We start from the raw sequence: 17103 nt of genomic DNA on the forward strand, positions 1-17103 counted from the left end.
TGGAAGAGTATCGGCGGTTCGAGTGCTTCTCAGTCCGGTTCAGACGCCGTCCTCCCCTCATCGAGGACAGGTCCCCGATCTAAGAGTTGTAGCGCGTCCTCGATAGGCACGTGCGCCCGGCGTAATGAACGAAGCGACGTCTTCCGCAGCTCACTGATGCGCTGTTCCTCATCCTTGAGTTCTCGGCGGAGTTGCTCGACGTAGTCCTCTTGCTCGCGGATCTGTGGCCACAGCTTCATGAATGTCGCCGGCGCATCAAAAACGATCGGTTCATCCGGATCCAGCCGCGACCCAACCTTCGCCAGCGCGCTCATCGCTGCCGCCCGGATTTCGTCCAATCCGTTTGCGTAACTCCACGCCTTACGGCTGGCGAAGTTTGCGTGAGCGACCCATCCGCGCGGACCATAAAACACCGATAGGCGTGCGTGCGCCGGGCTTTCATTCGCATCCGGCCCAGGTGGGGTGACGACCTCGGCCAAGTCCTGCGCAGGCGGTGCGGGCCGCCGCCGCCCTACTTCCCGGCCCTCGACATCAATGAGAGCCCGGGTGCCGTCCACCAGGTCGACGCGTGCGTGAGGCACGCCCGGGTACACCGACACGGAGACCACGGCATCTCCGAACACGCGCTCGGCGCTTGCCGTGTATGTGTCGTCGCTACTCACTGCTGAGCCGCCGCACGGACATCCGGGAACAGGCCGGGGGGCGGGGCGGTGTAGGGCAGCTTCTCCCCCGGGTCGTTCTGATCCTTTGAGTCCGAGAACGGACCCTCGACGTCCATCAATACAGCCATGTGTGGGTCGAGGTGATCGCGCCACCACACGCTTGAACCGGTGGCGCCGTCCTGTCGCAGGTGCTCCCATGCCCGCCAAATTGCCTCGAGGCGGGAGACAGCTTCCGGATATCTCCACCAGTCCGCAGCCCAGCGTCGGTGTGCGCGCCCGCTGGGCCCCACGACGCGCCGATATTCTTCGATCAGCTGCTCACGCACGAACTCGTCAACCGAGCCGAAAAAGAGGCCTGCATTGGCGCTGGCGCTCTCGTCGACGGCGGAATCGTCACCTTCTGCAGCGTCGAGGTCGTCGTCGTAGTCAGTCATCCCGCTCCCCGTCCCTCGCTGTACCCGCCTCAACCCAGGCCCGAGCTGGCTGGTCGACCGGCGTCGGCGTTGCCGTTACCCCGGCGCCAGCTGGATCGTGCGCGGCGATCGACGCCCGAACCGAGTCGGCATGGGGGCCGCGCATCCACGGCACAGTTTCGATGAGCGTAGCGGGCGCACCCGACGCGAACACCACGGCGCGGCCGCGCGGCATACCGCTGAGCTCAGACACGTCGAGAGTGCGCTCGCGGTGGATCTGATGCGACGTCGACCGATGGCCTTGCCCGACCGACGTCGATGATGTGTGCTTGTCGTAGTCGCCCACCAGCTGCGACAGCTCGCCCAGGAACTCCGTCTCCGCTACACCGCCGCCGTAGACCTTCACATTTGAAGCGGACCACAGCTTGCGCATGCCCTCTCGTCCCCAGACTTCGACGCCCTGGGACCAGGACTGCAGGATGGTCATCAGGACGATGCCGCGGGAGCCGTAGTGCGAGTACAGGTCCGGCAGGTTGCGCCAGCGGCAGACGTTGGCTGCCTCATCCAGCACGCCGAGCATCGGTACCGACAGGCGGCCGCCTCGCTGAGTGGTGGCCAGCTCTTCGGCGGCCTCCACGGTGATCGCGGTCAGCGCGGTCACGAGCGGGCCGGCCGAGCCCTGGCCCTCCATCGACAGGCTGTAGAGGGTGTCTTTGCTTCGCACGAACGTCTCCGGTGAGAACTGCGGCCGCGGCTCGGCGGCCGAGTCCCCGCCGTGGGCGGTGACCCAGCGGGCGATCTTGCCGATCTTCAAGCAGTCGACCATCTGCGCCGCGGTGCCGTACACGCTGTCGCGCCGCTTCGGCTCGCCGTTCACCTCGCCGGCTACCGCGTCGGCCATGCCGATGAAGCCGTGCCGCTCCAGGATCTTCACCGGCTCGATTTCACCGGGCCGCGTGGTCCAGGTGAAGATCTGCGTGATCGGGCGGTCGTCGAGCGCGGCCGCGAGCAGGAAGCCGGCGAGCAGGTTCTCGCCGGCACGGTTGAAGTAGGACGAGTTCTCGGACGCTCCACCCGTCATCGTCGACGACGCGAAGTGCGCAGCCAGGCGGGCCGCGCGGGTGTCGTCGGTGACGTAGGACAGCGGATTCCACCACCAGGTCGGTTCCTCCCGCGCGATGCCCTGCGGATCGAACACCCAGACGGTCGATCCATTCGCGGCGCGCACGTCGCGAGTCGCGTCCACGACGTCGCGCTTGTTCGAGGTCGTGACGACGGCACCTGGGGCGTCGACGATCGCAGGAATGACGTAGGACGTCGATTTGCCGACCCGGGGGCCGGCCACCATGACGATCATGTCCTCCGCGGAGGCGTAGAGCTTCTGCTTGCCCACGATGGTGACGCCGATTGTGACGCCTATCCAGCCGTCGACGCCGAGCCGCTGCGCGGTGGCGCGTGCGTTCTTCGCCGACAGCGAGGCGAGATCCTTGCCCTTGCCCATGAACCGGGCGGCCTCGTCGACGCGGGTCCGCCGCGACCGGGCGCGGGCGATCGCCACCCACAGCAGAATGCCCAGAGCGAGGATGATCACCGCAGCCGCCACGGCGATCCATGTGGCGGAGCCTGGCCAGGTCACCTTGCCGCGGAGCACCCCGAAGAACAGCTCGAACGGGTCGCCGCTGAGCTCGGGATTCACGCCGTCGAGCTTCGATCCCCACGTCACGGCAGCCCACACCGTGCCGAGCACCAGCACGGCCAGCGTGAGCCCGACGAGCAGGAGGACGGTCGAGCCGTCGAGCCCAGGTGCTCGGCGCCTGTTCGAGGTGCTCATGCTGCGCCTTCCTCCGCTCGAGCTGCGCCCGGCACCTCAGCTTCGAACTCGCGTTCCACCTCGTCGGCACTCTCCAGTCCGATCACCGGGTTGGACTCGTCCGGCTCGGGGAACGAATCGGCCGGGTGCCAGAGCTTGTTCGTGTCGTTGATCGCCCGCTCTGCTTCGATGAGCTCGATCTTCACGGGGATACCCGGGTGGCCACCGACCTTGATCAGGAACTTCCCGCGCCCGGGCGGCTCCGCCTCTCGCCCGGCACCGGTGTCCCAGGCGCCCGGGTCCTGCCACGACGCCAGCAGATCCTGCTCCGCACGCGACAGCGGCACGGCGCTGGTCAGCATGGGCATCTCCGCACCCGGCAGGCCGCCCGCGATCACCATGCCGCTGCGCTCGACGAAGCCACGCGCCTTCATCCGGTCGGACTCGGTGGGCAGGGCGAGCAGGTCGCTCATGGTGTGGGAAATCATGGCTAGGCCGACCCCGCGCTGCCGGTTGAGGCGGGTCAGGGCGTCGACGCGATCGACCATGCCTTGACCGGCGCGGAGAGCACGCCACAGCTCATCGAGGACGACGAGGTAGTGGCGGCGTGGCTCCAGCCCGGCGTCAGCGAGGGCGTTCGCGATGTTGACCGTGCCGAAGCCGGCCGACCAGCAGGCGAGCAGGATCGCGGCCTGCATGTCGGTGTCGGAGTCGTCGATCGAGGACACGTCGTAGACCACGGGGCGATCGCGCATCATCGGTACGTCGGTGTGGTGGGCGAACGTCTCTCCGAGGCGGCCGCCCGTGGTGAGGCTGATGAGCGACGCTTCGAGCTCTTCGGTGATGCGCCGGTAGCGGTCATCGTCCCCGCGGTCGAGTGCGACCGCGCGCACTTCGGGCGGGGCCTCCTGGATGACTGCCAGCAGGTCACCGAGAACGGGGACTCCGGCTGCTCGCTGGTCGAGCACTTTCAGTGCCCGGTCGATGATGGCCTCTTCGCGTGCGGAGGGCGGGTTCTTCCGCAGGATCGTCAGCAGCGCCGACACCATCGTGTGTCGGCGGCCGTGCGCGTCTGCGAGCACGATCGCCCGCTCCTTTTCCTTGCCGGCAGCTCGTAGCCGCTCGGCGGCGGCGGTGGCCTCGCCGGGGTCGAGGATGTTGAGGTGGCCGCGGCCGCGGCCGAGGGTGATGACCTGGCCGCCGAGGGCTTTGATCATGTCCACGTAGTCGGGTTTCAGATCGCCCAGCACCAGGGGCAGTTTGCCGAGGCCTGCACCGCCCGCGGCCATGCGTCGGATCAGCGTCGACTTCCCCAGGCCCGGCAGGCCGAGGACGAACACCGAGGGGTTGGAGATGAGGCCGGCGTCTTGGAACCACGAGATCGGGTCGGCGCACACGGTCGCGCCCGTGAACAGCTGCAAGCCGAGCGGAACGCCAATCATCGGTGTCCCCGTGCCGACCGAGAACGGATGGAGCCCGCAGACCTGCACGGTGGTGCCGCGCCACTCGTCGACGGGCTGGATGACGCTCGCCTCCCCTCGAGCACGACCCAGCCAGCCGCGCGGCCCTGGCCGCTTCACCGCGGGCTTCTTCTCGCGCTCCCGCTCGGCCTTCGACGGCTTGGCCGGCGCGAGCTCCTTCGGCTTCGACGCACGGATCTTCCGGCGTGTGTTGTCGATTGCGGGCATTACAGCTGCTCCCTGACCTCAGTGGGGATGCGGAGATGCTTCGGCAGCACCAGGCCCAGCGGCAGCGCCGCCGCGAACGCGGAATCCTGCGACCCATGCACGACGCGCAGCCGCAGCCGCGCGGTGGCCGACAGACTGTCGATCGCCGCCTTCGCGTCGGCCTCCTGCGCGGCATCCGTCACCGTGGCGGTGACGAGCATGCCGAAGTTCACCAGGCCCGCGCCCGACGCCTCTTCCTGCGCGGTCGCCAGTGCATACTTCGTCGCGGTAACGCTCCGAGCAGTGGGCTTATTCGAGGACTGGAGATTGAACATCGCCGCACGCGCATCCGCTTCGACAAGCGCGGCCGCCTTGGCCGCGTCGATCGGGCGATACAGCAGCGTGATCCGCTTCCGGGCGACGTCGCGGTGAGGTGCGAGAAGCCTGGCCAGGATGCTCGAGGGCACGTTGCCGCGCGGGGCGCCGCTCATCATCCACGTCACCGACAGGGCGGAGTCGTGCCGGTAGGTGTCCCAGTTCGCCTGATGCGCGGTCGGGCCAATCTCCGGCCAGTACAACTCGGGCGGCTCACCTGCCGCGTTGGCGTCGTCGATCAGCCGGGCAGCCGCGGGGTCATAGGCCACGCGGATGACCTCGCAGAGCTCCTGGGCGCTCAGCGGGTGCGTCGCGCCTGCGCCGGTGGCCGAGAGCCCCTGGGTCAGGCCGGGAAGCCGCGAGGCGAGCTCGCGGCCCATCTCGTCAGGGGTGCGCTTCTTGCCACCGGCGCGCGCGGCCGCGTTGAAGGTGATGGCCACGTAGGCCTTGATCGTGGCCGACCCGGCCGGGTAGTGCTCCACCAGGTCGTTGAGGATGCTCTTGGCGAACTCGGGGGCGTTCGGGTCGATCCGGGAGCTCACCTCGCGCCGGAGCCTCGTGCCGGTGTCCGGTGCCGTCTCGATCGTCACCGACACCGCCTCGATCCCTGGCTCGTCTCCCAGGTTGGCCAACCACATGCCCCACTCGGCCACCCACACATCGACCTGCTCGCGGTCAACGAGCGCGGCGCCATCAGGCTCGGTGCCGATGACGACCGTGAAGTCCGACGTGTTCGGCACCTGCACCAGCGCAAACGGCCGGTTGTAGCTGTCGCGCCACTCCGTCAGCCGCGAGCCTGCCGCCAGGCCGGGGAGCTGTGTCGTTCCCCACTCGGCGCGGCCAAGCGGCCCCGACCGGTAGATGTTCGATCCCTTGCTCTTCGTAGCCATCCATCCCACCCGTGTTGTGGTCCGCATCAGCAGACTCTGACCGTGCTTGTCCTTGACGGAAACCGTCAGCAGGAACAGCCCGAACACCAGAGCGGTGAGCAGGCCGTTGACGATGGTCGACGCCATCGTGACGATCACACTGAAACCCGCCCCGAAGAACAGGATCGCGGTCCCGATCGTGCCGAGGCCGAGCAGGCCGGCCGTCTTGGGCTTGGTCCAGTTGCCGTACGCCGGAGGCGCACCATCTGTCGTTGTCATCGCACGAACTCCCTACGCTCCGGTTGAATCATCAGCGGCCGACTGAACCGCACCCTGCGCGGCCTCACCCACGGCTTTGGCTCGCTCCTTGACCATCTGTGCGCCCATCACGATCGGTGCCGCGGGACCAGCCGCAGCGGCTCCGCCCGCCGCCGCTCCGGCACCAGCACCTGCGCCCGCAGCGGCTCCGCCCGCGGCCGCGCCACCACCGGATGCACCGGAGCTCGCCGCAGACCCAGCGCCGCCGCCACTCGCGCCCGCAGGTGAGGGTGTCGGGGTGGGACTGCCCTTCCCGGCCATGCTCGCTCCGCTCGGGCTGGAGTCGCCGCCACCCCCGCTGACTCCCCCTCCGCTGTTGCCGGAGTTGCTCATCCGACGAACCGCACCGCTGGCAACCTCACCGCCGACCATCCCCGCAGCGCCGGCCAGAGCCAGCCCCGCAGCGCCCCCTCCAGCGACCGCGCCCGTCATCGGCGCCACGAACTTGAGCAGCGCCGGCAGCGCGATCAGCGCCATGAGCATGAGGGCCAGGCCGGTCAGGATCGAATAGATGCCGCCGCCGTCCTTCTGGAAGGCGTCTGTGCCGGCCAGGCTGAACGCGGCCGCGTAGATCAGGGCGGCCGCGGGCTTGTAGAGGATGAAGGCGAGCGTCCAGCCGATCATCTTCCCGAACCACTGCTTGCCCATCTGAGTGTTGGTGAAGCTCGCGGTCAAGGGGAGCGCGCCGGCGAGCACGACCAATAGACCGCCCCGGATGACCATCAGAGCGACCTGCACGTAGGTCATCAGCAGCGCGATCGCACCGAGGATGAGCACACCGATCACTCCGATAGGCGACGAGGCGGTCAGCGTGATCAGCGTGGCCATGTTGGTGCCGAAGCACTGGCTACCGGCCGCGGACACGTCACAGTTGGTGGCGCCTTGGAGGATCCACACGGAGAACTGGTCGGCGGCGGTCGTGGCCAATGTGATCACGGCCAGACCGGTGCCCGACACCACCACGAGGGTGATGAGCGACTGGATCAGGTCTTTGCCCGGCTGCGCCCGCTGCTCCCACGCCATCCGGATGCCGGCAATGATGATGGACAGGATCGCGAGGCCACCGACCCAGTACCAGAGAGCGTTTTGCAAGAACCCGACCGTCGAGGATGAACCCTCCGGTGCTCGAGCGGAGAGAAGTCCGCCCACGAGCGCGGACGCCCCCGAGATGAGCAGGATGGCGATGAAGATCACGCCGAGCTTGCCGGCGTTCCGGATTCCCTCACCTCGGCGGGACTGCAACGCCATGAGCGCGCCGAGCGCGATGATCGACAGCACGGCGATCGCCAACCCGATGTAGCTCACGTAGGAGAGGATCATTGTGAACTGGTCGGCACCAGGGTTATTTGTGGGCAGCACCCCAGTGCCGTTACCGGCCGTCAGCACCGGAGTGGGCACGTTGACCCACATCGTGCCGATGCTTGCCAGCGCCTTCCCGAGCCCTTCCAGCACCCGGTTCATCAGTTCCTGTACGGCGTCATTCGACGCCTGCGAGATGATGTCCTTCGCGCCCTCGCCCAGCTTGCACGCGATATCGAACGGCTGGCATTCCTCCACAACAGCCACCGCTTACGCTCCCGCCCAGGGGGTGTAGCCGCCCAGGTTCTCAACCTGCGCCGAGTCGAGAGGACTGTTCCCGCTGTCGTCGACGACGACCTTCCAGTCGCCGTCATGCCAGCTCAACACAGTGGGAATGCTCACCAACGCTCCCGAGTTGGCGACCTGCAACACCAGGTCGACCGTGGCTCCGGCACCGTCGTACGCGTTGATCTTGTACCCGACGATCTGCGCTCGCGTCGACGAGCTCGGCGCATAGTCACCGGCCGCCTCGCGTGCCAGCACAGCGTCACGACCCACACCCGGCAGGAGGTACCGCTCCGACAGCTCCGGCGCGAGCCGACTGTCGGTGCTCATGGCAAAGATGTTCGCGGCCGCGTACAGCGCCCCCTCTGCCGTGTGGGCAAAGCAGCTGCGGAAGCCATCGGCATCCACGGTCCCAGGTCCCGACACCTCAGGGTCGGCCGGAGCGGCCAGCGTTCCGATGAGCTCCCATGTCGTGTCGGGCGCACTGTCGAGCGTGTTGGTCGTCTCGTCGCCAGGCAGCCCGCACACGCTTGGGTCAGCGGTGCTCGCCGGGGCGCTCGTCGACGGGGCGGGTGTCTGGGGAGCCGCGGTGTCGCCACCGCGGGTGAGTGACGTGACGAGCACCACGATTCCGGCCAGGACGATGATCCCGACCACGACCGCCGCGGCGATGAATCCGCGGCTCCTGAACGGGCTTCTGGTCTCGGTGCTGCTCATGCGTGGTTCCCTTCCGGAGAGTGGCGGTGGTCTATGAGCCGGAGAGGAATCCGACAAGGGCGGTCGCGGCGCCGATGATCATCACGCCGATCAGGATGCCTACGAAAGTCTTGATGTGCTCGCCACCTTCGCCGCGGCGGGAGTTGAACATGAACAACACGGCCACGGCGATCAGAGCAAAGATGGCGGCGATAAGGCCGACCCACTTCGCCCAGCCGAGGATCGTGATGAAGCCCTCGAAGCCGGGAGGAGCAGCGGGCTCGGGATTGGGCAGCAGGCCGGTGTACTGGCTAGCCGCGGTGAGCACGTGTGCGGCAGCGAGGGATAGAGACATGGCATGTCCTTTCAGTGGTGAGCGGGTGCGCTCGGGGTTGTAAGGGCAAGGTCAGAGAACAGTTGGCGGAACTCCCTGGGCAGCAGCGCGGCCGCGTCTGTCGGTCCGATGCGCCACGCGTCGACCCACGGCAGGTGCCACACGTGGGGCACGCCACCGGCGACGATCTGCTCGAGCTCGCGGAGCGGCTTCGGCAGTCGACCGGGTGCGTCTGCGATCAGCACGAGGCCGGCGAGGCCAATGCCCTCGCCCAGAGCGTTGGAGGCCCACTCCGTCGCCGCGCGCTGCGCAGCGGTGATGCCGGCGAAGTTGCTGCGGGCCACGAGCACCACCCGATGTGTGGTGCCCGCGGTGGTCGGAATGGGCCAAGCGTGATCTGCGGGGCGCGTGCCGCTGGCCAGAGCGGCCAGTGTCGACTCGCCGGCACCGCCGTGCACGCCGAGCCACCAGGCGGTCGCTGGCCATGCCTGCTCGCGCCGCGGTAGCCGGTCGGCGGTGTCGGGCGCAGGCACACCGGGCTGCGGAGCGGTGGCTCCGCTGCGCGCCTCGCGCCTCGACTGCGGAGGCTGCGTGACGGGTGTCTCAGCCGCTGGCTCTTGCGGGCTGACCAGCCACGGATTCACGTTGGTCATGCGCTCGATCCCTCTCAGATTGGGACTCGGAGTGCCAACGTCCATGCGCTTGCGTCATTCTCGACACTGGTAGAGCATGAACCGAGACCCCCCGTAGAGGGCACTCCGGGCCTCGTCTCACACACATTACCTGTTACGCCACAAAGTGCACCACTTTGTACTTATGTGACCTGTTTTCCGTTAGCCTCTGAATGTGGACGAACCGATTTCGACGCTGACGTGGCCCGACTCCGCGCTCTCCAGCTACGGCGACATGCTCACCGTGGGGGAGGTTTCGCGGGTCATCAACCTGGGCGAGCGGAGCGTGCGCGACCTGCTCTCGACCTCCGATCCGGCCAGCCGATTGCCGGCCGTCAGGATCGGGAAGAACTGGCGAATCCCCCGCGAGCAGCTGCGCGCGTACCTCCTGGCCCACCACAACGAGCAGGCCGCGCTGAGCCCTCAGGACGACGAGAGAGGCACCTCATGACCATCACCGTTCCGACGTTCCCGAAGATCGAGGCCACCGTCGCGGCCGACGCCACGGGCACGGTCACGATCAACGGCAGCACCCAGGACGTGTCCGGTGCCACCGACGCCGCCGTGCGCGCCGAAATCGTCGCGCTCGTCACCGCGACCGCCATGGAGCTCGGCCGGCCCGTCCGCCTGCTCACCCGCGACGAGCTCGGGGAGCAGCTGTTCGCCGTGCACCCTGACGGCCACCTCGAGCCCATCACCGGCCTCGACGCCTCCGCCGCGCTCGTGCAGCAGCCCGAGGCCGCTACGCCGGCACACGCAGCGCCTGAGCAGGTGCCGGCGGCGGCAGCGGCCCCGCAGCAGCAGGCCGCCCCGCAGGTCGCGGTGGCCAAGCCGCGGCCGACCCTGAACGACCTTCTGCAGTCCAGGCCCGCCGCCCCGGTCGGTCCCGCGACGATGGGATGGCAGGGCGCCGTGCGCAAGCTCACGGGCGGCATCATCAAGCCCGCCCCCGGCGCCTTCGAGCTCGCGCACCGCGACGCCATCGAACGCGTCGCACGCAGCCTCAGCGGCCCGCGCACGATCGTCGTCATCAACCCCAAGGGCGGGGCGCACAAGACGACCTCGACCATGCTCCTATCGGCCACGTTCGGCATCCACCGCGGCGGCTCTGTGCTCGCCTGGGACAACAACGAGACGCGAGGCACACTCGGGTGGCGCGCCCAGCCGGCCCGCCACCAGAACACGGCCGTTGACCTCCTGCGAGATCTCGACCGCTTCAACGACATTCGCAACGCCCGGGTGGGCGACCTCGACAACTACGTGCGGGCCCAGAACCCCACCCAGTTCGATGTGCTCGCCTCCGACGAGGACGCAGCCGCCTCAAGCACCATCGACGCCGGCGCGTTCGAGAACCTGCACCAGACCCTCAGCCGCTTCTACCGCGTCATCGTCGTGGACACCGGCAACAACATGCGCGCCTCGAACTGGGAAGCCGCCCTCGCGGCCGCGGACCAGGTGGTCATCGTCTCCACGATCCGTGAGGACACCGCAAACTCTGCCGCGTGGCTTGTCGACGGCCTCTACGAGAAGGGCCACGAGGACAAGGTGCGCAACGCCGTCACCGTGCTCGCCTCACCGTCGAAGGTGGCCGACCCGCAGCTCGTCCGCCGACTCGACTCGCACTTCCGCTCGCTCACGCGCGCCGTGCACCACGTGCCCCACGACGACGCGCTGGTCGACGGCGGCACCCTGAACTTCGACGCCCTGTCGCCGGCCACCCGAGAAGCGTGGCTCCAGGTCACCGCCACCGTGGCGGACGGCCTGTGAACCGCGCCGCCGCGGCGCTGCCCCTGATCGCAGCGCTCGCCCTCACCGGATGCGTCGCAGACACCCCGGACAGCACGAGCGCAACCAGCACCAGCACCGCGGCGCCGACGTCGCCCGCGAGCCCCAATCCGACGCCGCCCGCCGACGAGGCCACCGTGATCCCCATCCCCGAGGCCAGCGAGGACAGCCGAGAATCGGCGCTCGACGCAGCTGAGAAGGTCGTCGCCGCGTTCGCGCAACCGACGCTCGACGCGCAGACGTGGATGAACAACCTCTATCCGCTGATGACCCAGGCCGGCGCGGCCGCCTACGAGGGCACCGACCCGGCGAAGGTACCCGTGCGCCAGGTCACCGGCACCGGCAAGATCCTCGACGGCTCCACGGAGGTAGCGCTGATCGTCGAGGTTCCCACCGACGCCGGCCCGTACAACGTGAGCCTGAGCCGCACCGGTCCGGATGCCCCATGGCTCGCTGACCGAATCCGGCCCGCGCAGGCATAGCCGATGGCGGAGCAGAGCAAAGGCACGGGGGCGCTGATCTTCATCGGCGCACCGCTCATCGTGCTCGCCACGCTCTTCCTGCTCATCGTGCTCGTGTTCACCGGAGGCGGTGCAGCTGCATCATGCGCTGCAGCCGCGAACTCGATCGACCCGGAGAAGGTACCAACCGAGCCGGTCGCCGGCTTCCAAGACGACCAGCTCAAGAACGCCGCCTACATCATGAACGCCGCCTCCGCGCTCGGCCTCGATCGCAAAGCGCAGGTGATCGGCGTCATGACCGCCATCGGCGAGAGCACGCTCGTGAACCTCGACTACGGCGACGAGGGCAACGGCGTCACCAACCCGGACGGCACCCCCACCTGCTCGGTGGGGCTCTTCCAGCAGCAGTGGTGCCGAGGCACCTGGGGCACGCGAGAGCAGGCCATGGACCCGACCTACGCCGCCACCTCGTTCTTCCAGCGGCTCGTCGGCGTGGCCGACTGGCAGAACCTCGAACCCACCCTCGCCATCCACAAGGTGCAGGGCAACGCAGACCCGTTCTACTACACGCCGTTCTTCGAGCCAGCCGACGCCATCGTGACCGCCCTCGCGGGCGGCCCCACCGGCGGCGGATGCGCGAGTGGCAGCGTTGTTCTGCCCCTCTCCCCCGGCTTCAACATGACCGACGACTTCGGACCCCGCGGCGCACCCACAGGCGGCGCCTCCAGCTGGCACCCCGCCGACGACCTCCAACACTGGCCCGGCAACTGCAAAGACCCCATCTACTCGATCGAGAACGGCACCGTCGCGCTCGTCGAGGGCTACCAGGTGTCCATCAAGTCACCAGCCGGCTACACCGTCTCCTACCTGCACATGGACCTCGCGGACGTCACCGTGAAGGTAGGCGACGCTGTGACCGCTGGCCAGCAGATCGCCCTCACCGGCAACGAAGGCCCCTCCACCGGCTGCCACCTCGATATCCGCATCAACGTCGACGGGAACACCGACCCCCAGGTGGCCACCCTGCCCACCTCAGAGACGCTCGGCGCACCGGTCCCCGGATTCATCGACCCCGAGAAGTTCTTCGCCCTCTTCGGCGTCGAGCTCTGCCCCGCCGACAGCTGCACCAGGAACTACTGATGCCGCCGACACCCATCCCCGCCTACCCCGTACTCGTCGTCGACGTACACCAGGGCGGCAGACCCCACGCCCACGTCGTGCACATCGGTGGATCCTCGATCGACACGGCTACCAGCAGCGGGACGGAGGATGAACGATGACGGCCCGAGTCGGCGATTCCGACCCTAGTGCGGGGTACTCGGCCTGGGATAATGCTTGGAGAAGGCCGAACGGCGGCCTAACCGCCGATGAACGCCAGGACACCCGAAGCCCTGACCGCTTTTCCGCCGACCCCGATGGGGACTCCCATGAAACCGCTGCTCTGATGACCGACGACGACACCTATTGGGACGCCTTCCCCAACACGCTCTCCACAACCGATCTTTCCCGAATCCTCAGTGTTGGCCGTCCGGGCATCTTCACCCGCCTCACCAACGGCGTCATCCCGGCATACCGCCTCGAGCGCAGCTGGATCATCTTCAAGCCCGAGGTCCGGGCATGGCTCGACGCCAACAGCAACCGTCCCCAGCCAGAACCGGTCGTCCCCGTCGACGTGCTTGCCGGTTACGCGGACGAGATGAGCCACAAGGACCTCATGGAACTCTTCGACAAGTCCAAGCCCACGATCTACCGGTGGATGGAGCTTGGAGTCATCCCCGCCTTCCACGTCGGAGGGCGCTGGCTGGTCCGGAAGTCGCAGCTCCGCCAAGCCCTCCGCGAAGTCAGTAATCAAAAGGCGGACCCGTCATGAATAGCGACACGCGGGCCCACTTGCCGTTAACTACCCCCTTAACCCGATTGACTTGCGGCATGACGCAGGCAAGCAACGCAGGGATCAAGCGCAACCGCCGACCCGCCGGAGCGAAGGTCGTCGAACGGAAGATCGTTCTCTCCGCAGAGACCGAAGCGCGGCTCAAAGCAGCAGGTATGGCCTCAGGGTCGCTGTCGCTGTCGCTGTACCTCGAACTGCTTGTCGGGCGACTCGAAGCCGAACGAGGATCACTCCCCGTTCTCTCCCCCACTCTCGACGGCGCGGAGGTGCCCTCCACAGCAGCCGCCTAAACGAAAAGGCCCGCCGCTTGCGCGACGGGCCGATCAAGTTTCGTAGCTCAGAACCCTCAAAGTTTGGCGACCACGAGGTTCGAGCTAATCCAACGAAGAATCCGGTTTATCAGGCCGGAGCCTTTGTCATACCCACCGGAGAACCGGAAGGAATGACCCCATAGTAGCCGATTCTGCCGTTTTTGACGGTTTTTTCCTCAACTCGCGTGCCGTGGCACCGCCAGACGTCTCAGCGGCCTGGCAGACAACACGTGTGCTCAGCCGCCGCGCCGGCGTACGCGCGGCCGCGCTCATGGCCGACGGCGAGATCCTGAACGACTACAGCGGCTCGGACTGGCCGCTACACGCAGATCCGCCCACGACGCCGTGGGCCGTGTACCTCTCCGGCGACCGCGAGAGTTTCGACTACCTCTGCTTCGACCTCGACAGCTCGCGCGGTAACTCCCACTACGACGCCGGCAGGCTCTCGCACTGGCTCGAAGAGCTGAACGTCCCGCACTTAACGTGCGTTTCCGGCCCGACTGGTGGCCGTCACGTCTGGATCGGCCTGGCCGATCCGATCCCCGCCGCTCAGGTGCGCCTCCTCGCCCAGCTGGCGAAGCAGCTCCTCCCCTCCCTCGACCCCACTCCGCTGATGAACCCAGCCACGGGATGTGTGCGGCCGCCCGGAGCCCCCCACCGCCTCGGCGGTGTATCCGTGGCCCAGGGGCCGCTCACACCCCTCGCCCACCCCTCCGTGCTGGGCGACGCGATCGACGACCTCACCAGGTTCTTCCTCGACGCCGGCGCCGAGATCCCTACCGTCACCACGGCGCTGCTGCGCGGCATGACAGTCGACGCCGACGGCCACACCCACATCGCCGGGCCTAAGCGACCCCTCAGTTCCCGCATCGCCAGCATGCTCGACGAGCCGCCGACGGCCGACACCTCCTACACCCTGGCCACCGTGCTCGCCGGATGCGCCAACGCACGCTGGCGCTACGCCGACGTGCTCGCGATCGTCGACGCGCCCGCGCTCGAGCACGTCCGAACGAAGGCCGGCCCCCACGGAACGAGGCTCCCCCGCACCGACCGCGGCCGCATCCGTGCCCTTGACTCCGCCTGGAACATCGCCGTCCGATACGTAGCCGCCAACCCTCGCCGCGGCACCGGCGACGACCGCGACTACCTCGCCCGACAGAATGCCGCCCTGCGCGCCGTAGAACGCGCTCAGGAGCGCGCAGACGCCATGCCGGGCCTCTGGGGCGCAGATCGGGCCTCCTCCGCTGCACGGCACCGTCGCGGGACGCACAGCACCCGCGCCGTGCTCGACGCTCTCTGCCTCTACATGGCACAGTCCGCGCAGCTCGTCGTTGAGGCCGACGTGCGCCGACTCTCGGCCGACACCGGCTACGGCCGCACCACCGTGCACACGGCGCTACAGCAACTCACCCAGCCCCACGTTGACGGCCAGCCCGAGACAGCCTGGCTTGTCCCCGTCGGAGAAGCCGAAGCGCCCCACGGGCAGCGCTACCGCCTCTCCGAGAAGTTCTCCACAGAGACAGAACACCAAGACCGGACACAAGTGCTTGCACGCCCCGCCCCGCGCGGCCCCCAACTCTCCCCCGGGTATTGGACCACTCGACTAAGCCGCGAGCTCCACCCTCTGACGCACGACACCTTCGCCGCACCCCACAGCTTGGGCCGCACCGCAGGACTGGTCTTTAAGCACCTCCCCGACGACGCCGTGGCCACGATCAACGACCTCACGCACCGCACCGGATTGGACGCTGCCCGCATCCGAACTGCGCTGCACCGACTCCACCACCACGGTCTCATCCACCGAACCGTCGGCGGATGGACCCGTGCCGACACCTTGGCACTCGATCTAGCCGCCGACGCTCTCGACGTCGCCGGTTACCTGGTCGACCGCCAAGCCCGATATCGCCTCGAGCGCGGTAGATGGGAATGGTGGTCTGCCGAATGCGCCTGGATGCGAAAACGCGGTAAGAAGCGTCGAGGCCGGCGCTCCCCCGATGGTGTCGTGATGTTTGCCCAGAACGATCGACCCGATTATGCCCGCTACCCTCGGGGCCCGAACGGTCGAGCCGATCACAGAGCTGCGCTAGAACTTGTTGCGGCCGGGGCGCTCCAGCTTGAGCCGCTCCCGCTTGTGGCCTAGTTGGCCAAAAGCACTATTCGATGTCGGAACCGGATACGTCGCCAGTCGACTCGTCTCTGCCGAAACCGACCCGTCGCGGGATCGGGTCGACCTTCCGGATCGGCACCTCCTTGCCGGAAGCGCCGCCGCGAGGTCCCTTCACCGTGTACTGCCCGCTTTTCGGACTACGGACCACGCTGAATTCTGAGCTGCCGCTTTGGCCGTTGCTTGCGGCGATGTTCTGCTCCGCCTTAGACCGGAGCTGGCGCGCTAGCTGTCGAGCCCTGGCGCTGTACTCAGCCATCATCACCTGCCCTGTCATCCGTTGGTTCTGAGCCGTCGTCGGGGGCGATCACGTCTGCGACGGCTTTCGCTATCTCTTGATCTTCGGTCGTTGCCCACTTCTGGTCAATCAACTTCAACAAGACTGACACCCCAAGCTCCGAGGTGTCTTCATTGATCGCCCGATCAGTTGCCCACGTGAAGCGATTCCACCACTGTGACCGCTGATCGGCCGCGTCTCTCTGACCCCGGTCTTTCAACGCGGTTTCGCTCGCACGTCGGCTTGAATCCTTCGCGGCCCTGAAAGCGATCGTCGCGGCGCCAACAGCAGCAACGCCACCGAAGCCGGCCGACGCGAAGAAACTCCCCCACCAATTGCCGTCGACCACGAACGGGGGCAGCACTCGACCGAAGATCGCGCCAACAGCACCGGCGAGTACCAAGACGACTAGCACTCCCCCAATACCGACTGAATGCTGTCGCCCCTTATACGTCCATCCCAGCGACAGCCTGGGCTTCGAGGTGTCTGTATCGCTCATATCCCCACTTCAATGAGTCGCCGTTGGCTCCCTTGTTGGAGCCGCTGCGCGGCCAGCTTCCCCTATTTTCCGTCTGTCTGGCCACTTCACGATAGTTCGCTCCCGGCCCTTCGTGCCCATCGATTCGGACGCGCCCTGACGGGCTTATTTCGCCCGAATCGTCGCGCACTGCGGGCCGTCCGCTCTCAATCGCTGCGCTTGCCAGACAGGCAAAAAAATCAGTTGAGGGAGAGAGAACCCAATGACTACCAACACCGCCAGCATCCCGCAGGGCGTCGTCGAGCACATCGACCCGACCGTAATCATCGTCGAGGCG

At 67.5% G+C, this 17103-nt stretch carries 17 protein-coding genes; 7 read left to right on the plus strand and 10 right to left on the minus strand.

Features of this window, described 5'->3' with window-relative positions; genetic code table 11:
* Nucleotides 1–29: 29 nt before the first annotated feature.
* Genes ACN4JJ_RS20755 through ACN4JJ_RS20795 form a run of 9 tightly spaced genes read right to left on the minus strand, consistent with a single transcriptional unit; the run spans nt 30 to nt 9381 of the window.
* Entirely contained in the window at nt 30–662 is a 633-nt protein-coding gene (locus ACN4JJ_RS20755) for a hypothetical protein (RefSeq protein ID WP_440711791.1), read from the minus strand.
* Nucleotides 659–1096 (minus strand): DUF4913 domain-containing protein, encoded by a 438-nt coding sequence (locus ACN4JJ_RS20760; protein ID WP_440711792.1) that lies wholly within the window; start codon nt 1094–1096, stop codon nt 659–661. The genes ACN4JJ_RS20755 and ACN4JJ_RS20760 overlap by 4 nt, the downstream gene beginning before the upstream one ends.
* On the minus strand, nt 1089–2906 hold the full coding sequence (locus ACN4JJ_RS20765) for a type IV secretory system conjugative DNA transfer family protein (protein ID WP_440711793.1): 1818 nt from the start codon (nt 2904–2906) through the stop codon (nt 1089–1091). The genes ACN4JJ_RS20760 and ACN4JJ_RS20765 overlap by 8 nt, the downstream gene beginning before the upstream one ends.
* Nucleotides 2903–4573 (minus strand): putative type IV secretion/conjugal transfer ATPase, encoded by a 1671-nt coding sequence (locus ACN4JJ_RS20770; RefSeq protein WP_440711794.1) that lies wholly within the window; start codon nt 4571–4573, stop codon nt 2903–2905. Before ACN4JJ_RS20770 ends, ACN4JJ_RS20765 begins: the two co-directional genes overlap by 4 nt.
* Nucleotides 4573–6075 carry an SCO6880 family protein gene (locus ACN4JJ_RS20775; protein ID WP_440711795.1) on the minus strand — a complete coding sequence of 501 codons (1503 nt, stop codon included), beginning with the start codon at nt 6073–6075 and terminating at the stop codon, nt 4573–4575. The genes ACN4JJ_RS20770 and ACN4JJ_RS20775 overlap by 1 nt, the downstream gene beginning before the upstream one ends.
* Before the next feature lie 12 nt (nt 6076–6087).
* On the minus strand, nt 6088–7680 hold the full coding sequence (locus ACN4JJ_RS20780; protein WP_440711796.1) for a TrbL/VirB6 family protein: 1593 nt from the start codon (nt 7678–7680) through the stop codon (nt 6088–6090).
* A 3-nt stretch (nt 7681–7683) separates the two neighbouring features.
* Nucleotides 7684–8415, minus strand: a complete 732-nt coding sequence (locus tag ACN4JJ_RS20785; protein ID WP_440711797.1) for a DUF8175 domain-containg protein — start codon at nt 8413–8415, stop codon at nt 7684–7686.
* A 31-nt stretch (nt 8416–8446) separates the two neighbouring features.
* Complete coding sequence (locus ACN4JJ_RS20790; RefSeq protein ID WP_440711798.1) at nt 8447–8749, minus strand: hypothetical protein; 303 nt, start codon at nt 8747–8749, stop codon at nt 8447–8449.
* An 11-nt stretch (nt 8750–8760) separates the two neighbouring features.
* Nucleotides 8761–9381, minus strand: a complete 621-nt coding sequence (locus tag ACN4JJ_RS20795; protein WP_440711799.1) for a DUF6668 family protein — start codon at nt 9379–9381, stop codon at nt 8761–8763.
* A gap of 193 nt (nt 9382–9574) precedes the next feature.
* Between ACN4JJ_RS20795 and ACN4JJ_RS20800 the strand changes: the two genes are divergently transcribed.
* The 7 genes from ACN4JJ_RS20800 (at nt 9575) to ACN4JJ_RS20830 (ending at nt 15987) form a co-directional block, all read left to right on the plus strand.
* Complete coding sequence (locus ACN4JJ_RS20800; protein WP_440711800.1) at nt 9575–9850, plus strand: helix-turn-helix domain-containing protein; 276 nt, start codon at nt 9575–9577, stop codon at nt 9848–9850.
* Entirely contained in the window at nt 9847–11166 is a 1320-nt protein-coding gene (locus ACN4JJ_RS20805; RefSeq protein ID WP_440711801.1) for a MinD/ParA family ATP-binding protein, read from the plus strand. Before ACN4JJ_RS20800 ends, ACN4JJ_RS20805 begins: the two co-directional genes overlap by 4 nt.
* Entirely contained in the window at nt 11163–11666 is a 504-nt protein-coding gene (locus ACN4JJ_RS20810; RefSeq protein WP_440711802.1) for a hypothetical protein, read from the plus strand. Before ACN4JJ_RS20805 ends, ACN4JJ_RS20810 begins: the two co-directional genes overlap by 4 nt.
* A 3-nt stretch (nt 11667–11669) precedes the next feature.
* Nucleotides 11670–12785, plus strand: coding sequence for a M23 family metallopeptidase (locus tag ACN4JJ_RS20815; RefSeq protein ID WP_440711803.1), 1116 nt, complete (start codon nt 11670–11672; stop codon nt 12783–12785).
* A gap of 304 nt (nt 12786–13089) precedes the next feature.
* The gene (locus ACN4JJ_RS20820; protein ID WP_440711804.1) at nt 13090–13515 is read left to right on the plus strand and encodes a helix-turn-helix domain-containing protein; all 426 of its coding nucleotides are present in this window, start codon (nt 13090–13092) and stop codon (nt 13513–13515) included.
* Between the two features lie 59 nt (nt 13516–13574).
* Nucleotides 13575–13826, plus strand: a complete 252-nt coding sequence (locus ACN4JJ_RS20825) for a hypothetical protein (protein WP_440711805.1) — start codon at nt 13575–13577, stop codon at nt 13824–13826.
* A 292-nt stretch (nt 13827–14118) separates the two neighbouring features.
* Complete coding sequence (locus ACN4JJ_RS20830) at nt 14119–15987, plus strand: hypothetical protein (RefSeq protein ID WP_440711806.1); 1869 nt, start codon at nt 14119–14121, stop codon at nt 15985–15987.
* A gap of 275 nt (nt 15988–16262) precedes the next feature.
* On the opposite strand, the gene ACN4JJ_RS20835 is transcribed toward ACN4JJ_RS20830, so the two are convergent.
* Complete coding sequence (locus tag ACN4JJ_RS20835; RefSeq protein ID WP_440711807.1) at nt 16263–16787, minus strand: hypothetical protein; 525 nt, start codon at nt 16785–16787, stop codon at nt 16263–16265.
* Nucleotides 16788–17103: the final 316 nt, after the last annotated feature.

This window comes from Herbiconiux dendrobii (assembly GCF_052048175.1).
In the GTDB taxonomy this organism is placed as follows: domain Bacteria; phylum Actinomycetota; class Actinomycetes; order Actinomycetales; family Microbacteriaceae; genus Herbiconiux.

Excerpts from the sequence above, each read along its gene's own strand:
- ACN4JJ_RS20835 (WP_440711807.1), bottom strand. The coding sequence starts at position 16,787 with ATGAGCGATACAGACACCTCGAAGCCCAGGCTGTCGCTGGGATGGACG.
- ACN4JJ_RS20790 (WP_440711798.1), bottom strand. The coding sequence starts at position 8,749 with ATGTCTCTATCCCTCGCTGCCGCACACGTGCTCACCGCGGCTAGCCAG.
- ACN4JJ_RS20785 (WP_440711797.1), bottom strand. The coding sequence starts at position 8,415 with ATGAGCAGCACCGAGACCAGAAGCCCGTTCAGGAGCCGCGGATTCATC.
- ACN4JJ_RS20770 (WP_440711794.1), bottom strand. The coding sequence starts at position 4,573 with ATGCCCGCAATCGACAACACACGCCGGAAGATCCGTGCGTCGAAGCCG.
- ACN4JJ_RS20805 (WP_440711801.1), top strand. The coding sequence starts at position 9,847 with ATGACCATCACCGTTCCGACGTTCCCGAAGATCGAGGCCACCGTCGCG.
- ACN4JJ_RS20815 (WP_440711803.1), top strand. The coding sequence starts at position 11,670 with ATGGCGGAGCAGAGCAAAGGCACGGGGGCGCTGATCTTCATCGGCGCA.
- ACN4JJ_RS20775 (WP_440711795.1), bottom strand. The coding sequence starts at position 6,075 with ATGACAACGACAGATGGTGCGCCTCCGGCGTACGGCAACTGGACCAAG.
- ACN4JJ_RS20795 (WP_440711799.1), bottom strand. The coding sequence starts at position 9,381 with ATGACCAACGTGAATCCGTGGCTGGTCAGCCCGCAAGAGCCAGCGGCT.
- ACN4JJ_RS20820 (WP_440711804.1), top strand. The coding sequence starts at position 13,090 with ATGACCGACGACGACACCTATTGGGACGCCTTCCCCAACACGCTCTCC.
- ACN4JJ_RS20760 (WP_440711792.1), bottom strand. The coding sequence starts at position 1,096 with ATGACTGACTACGACGACGACCTCGACGCTGCAGAAGGTGACGATTCC.
- ACN4JJ_RS20825 (WP_440711805.1), top strand. The coding sequence starts at position 13,575 with ATGACGCAGGCAAGCAACGCAGGGATCAAGCGCAACCGCCGACCCGCC.
- ACN4JJ_RS20830 (WP_440711806.1), top strand. The coding sequence starts at position 14,119 with ATGGCCGACGGCGAGATCCTGAACGACTACAGCGGCTCGGACTGGCCG.
- ACN4JJ_RS20765 (WP_440711793.1), bottom strand. The coding sequence starts at position 2,906 with ATGAGCACCTCGAACAGGCGCCGAGCACCTGGGCTCGACGGCTCGACC.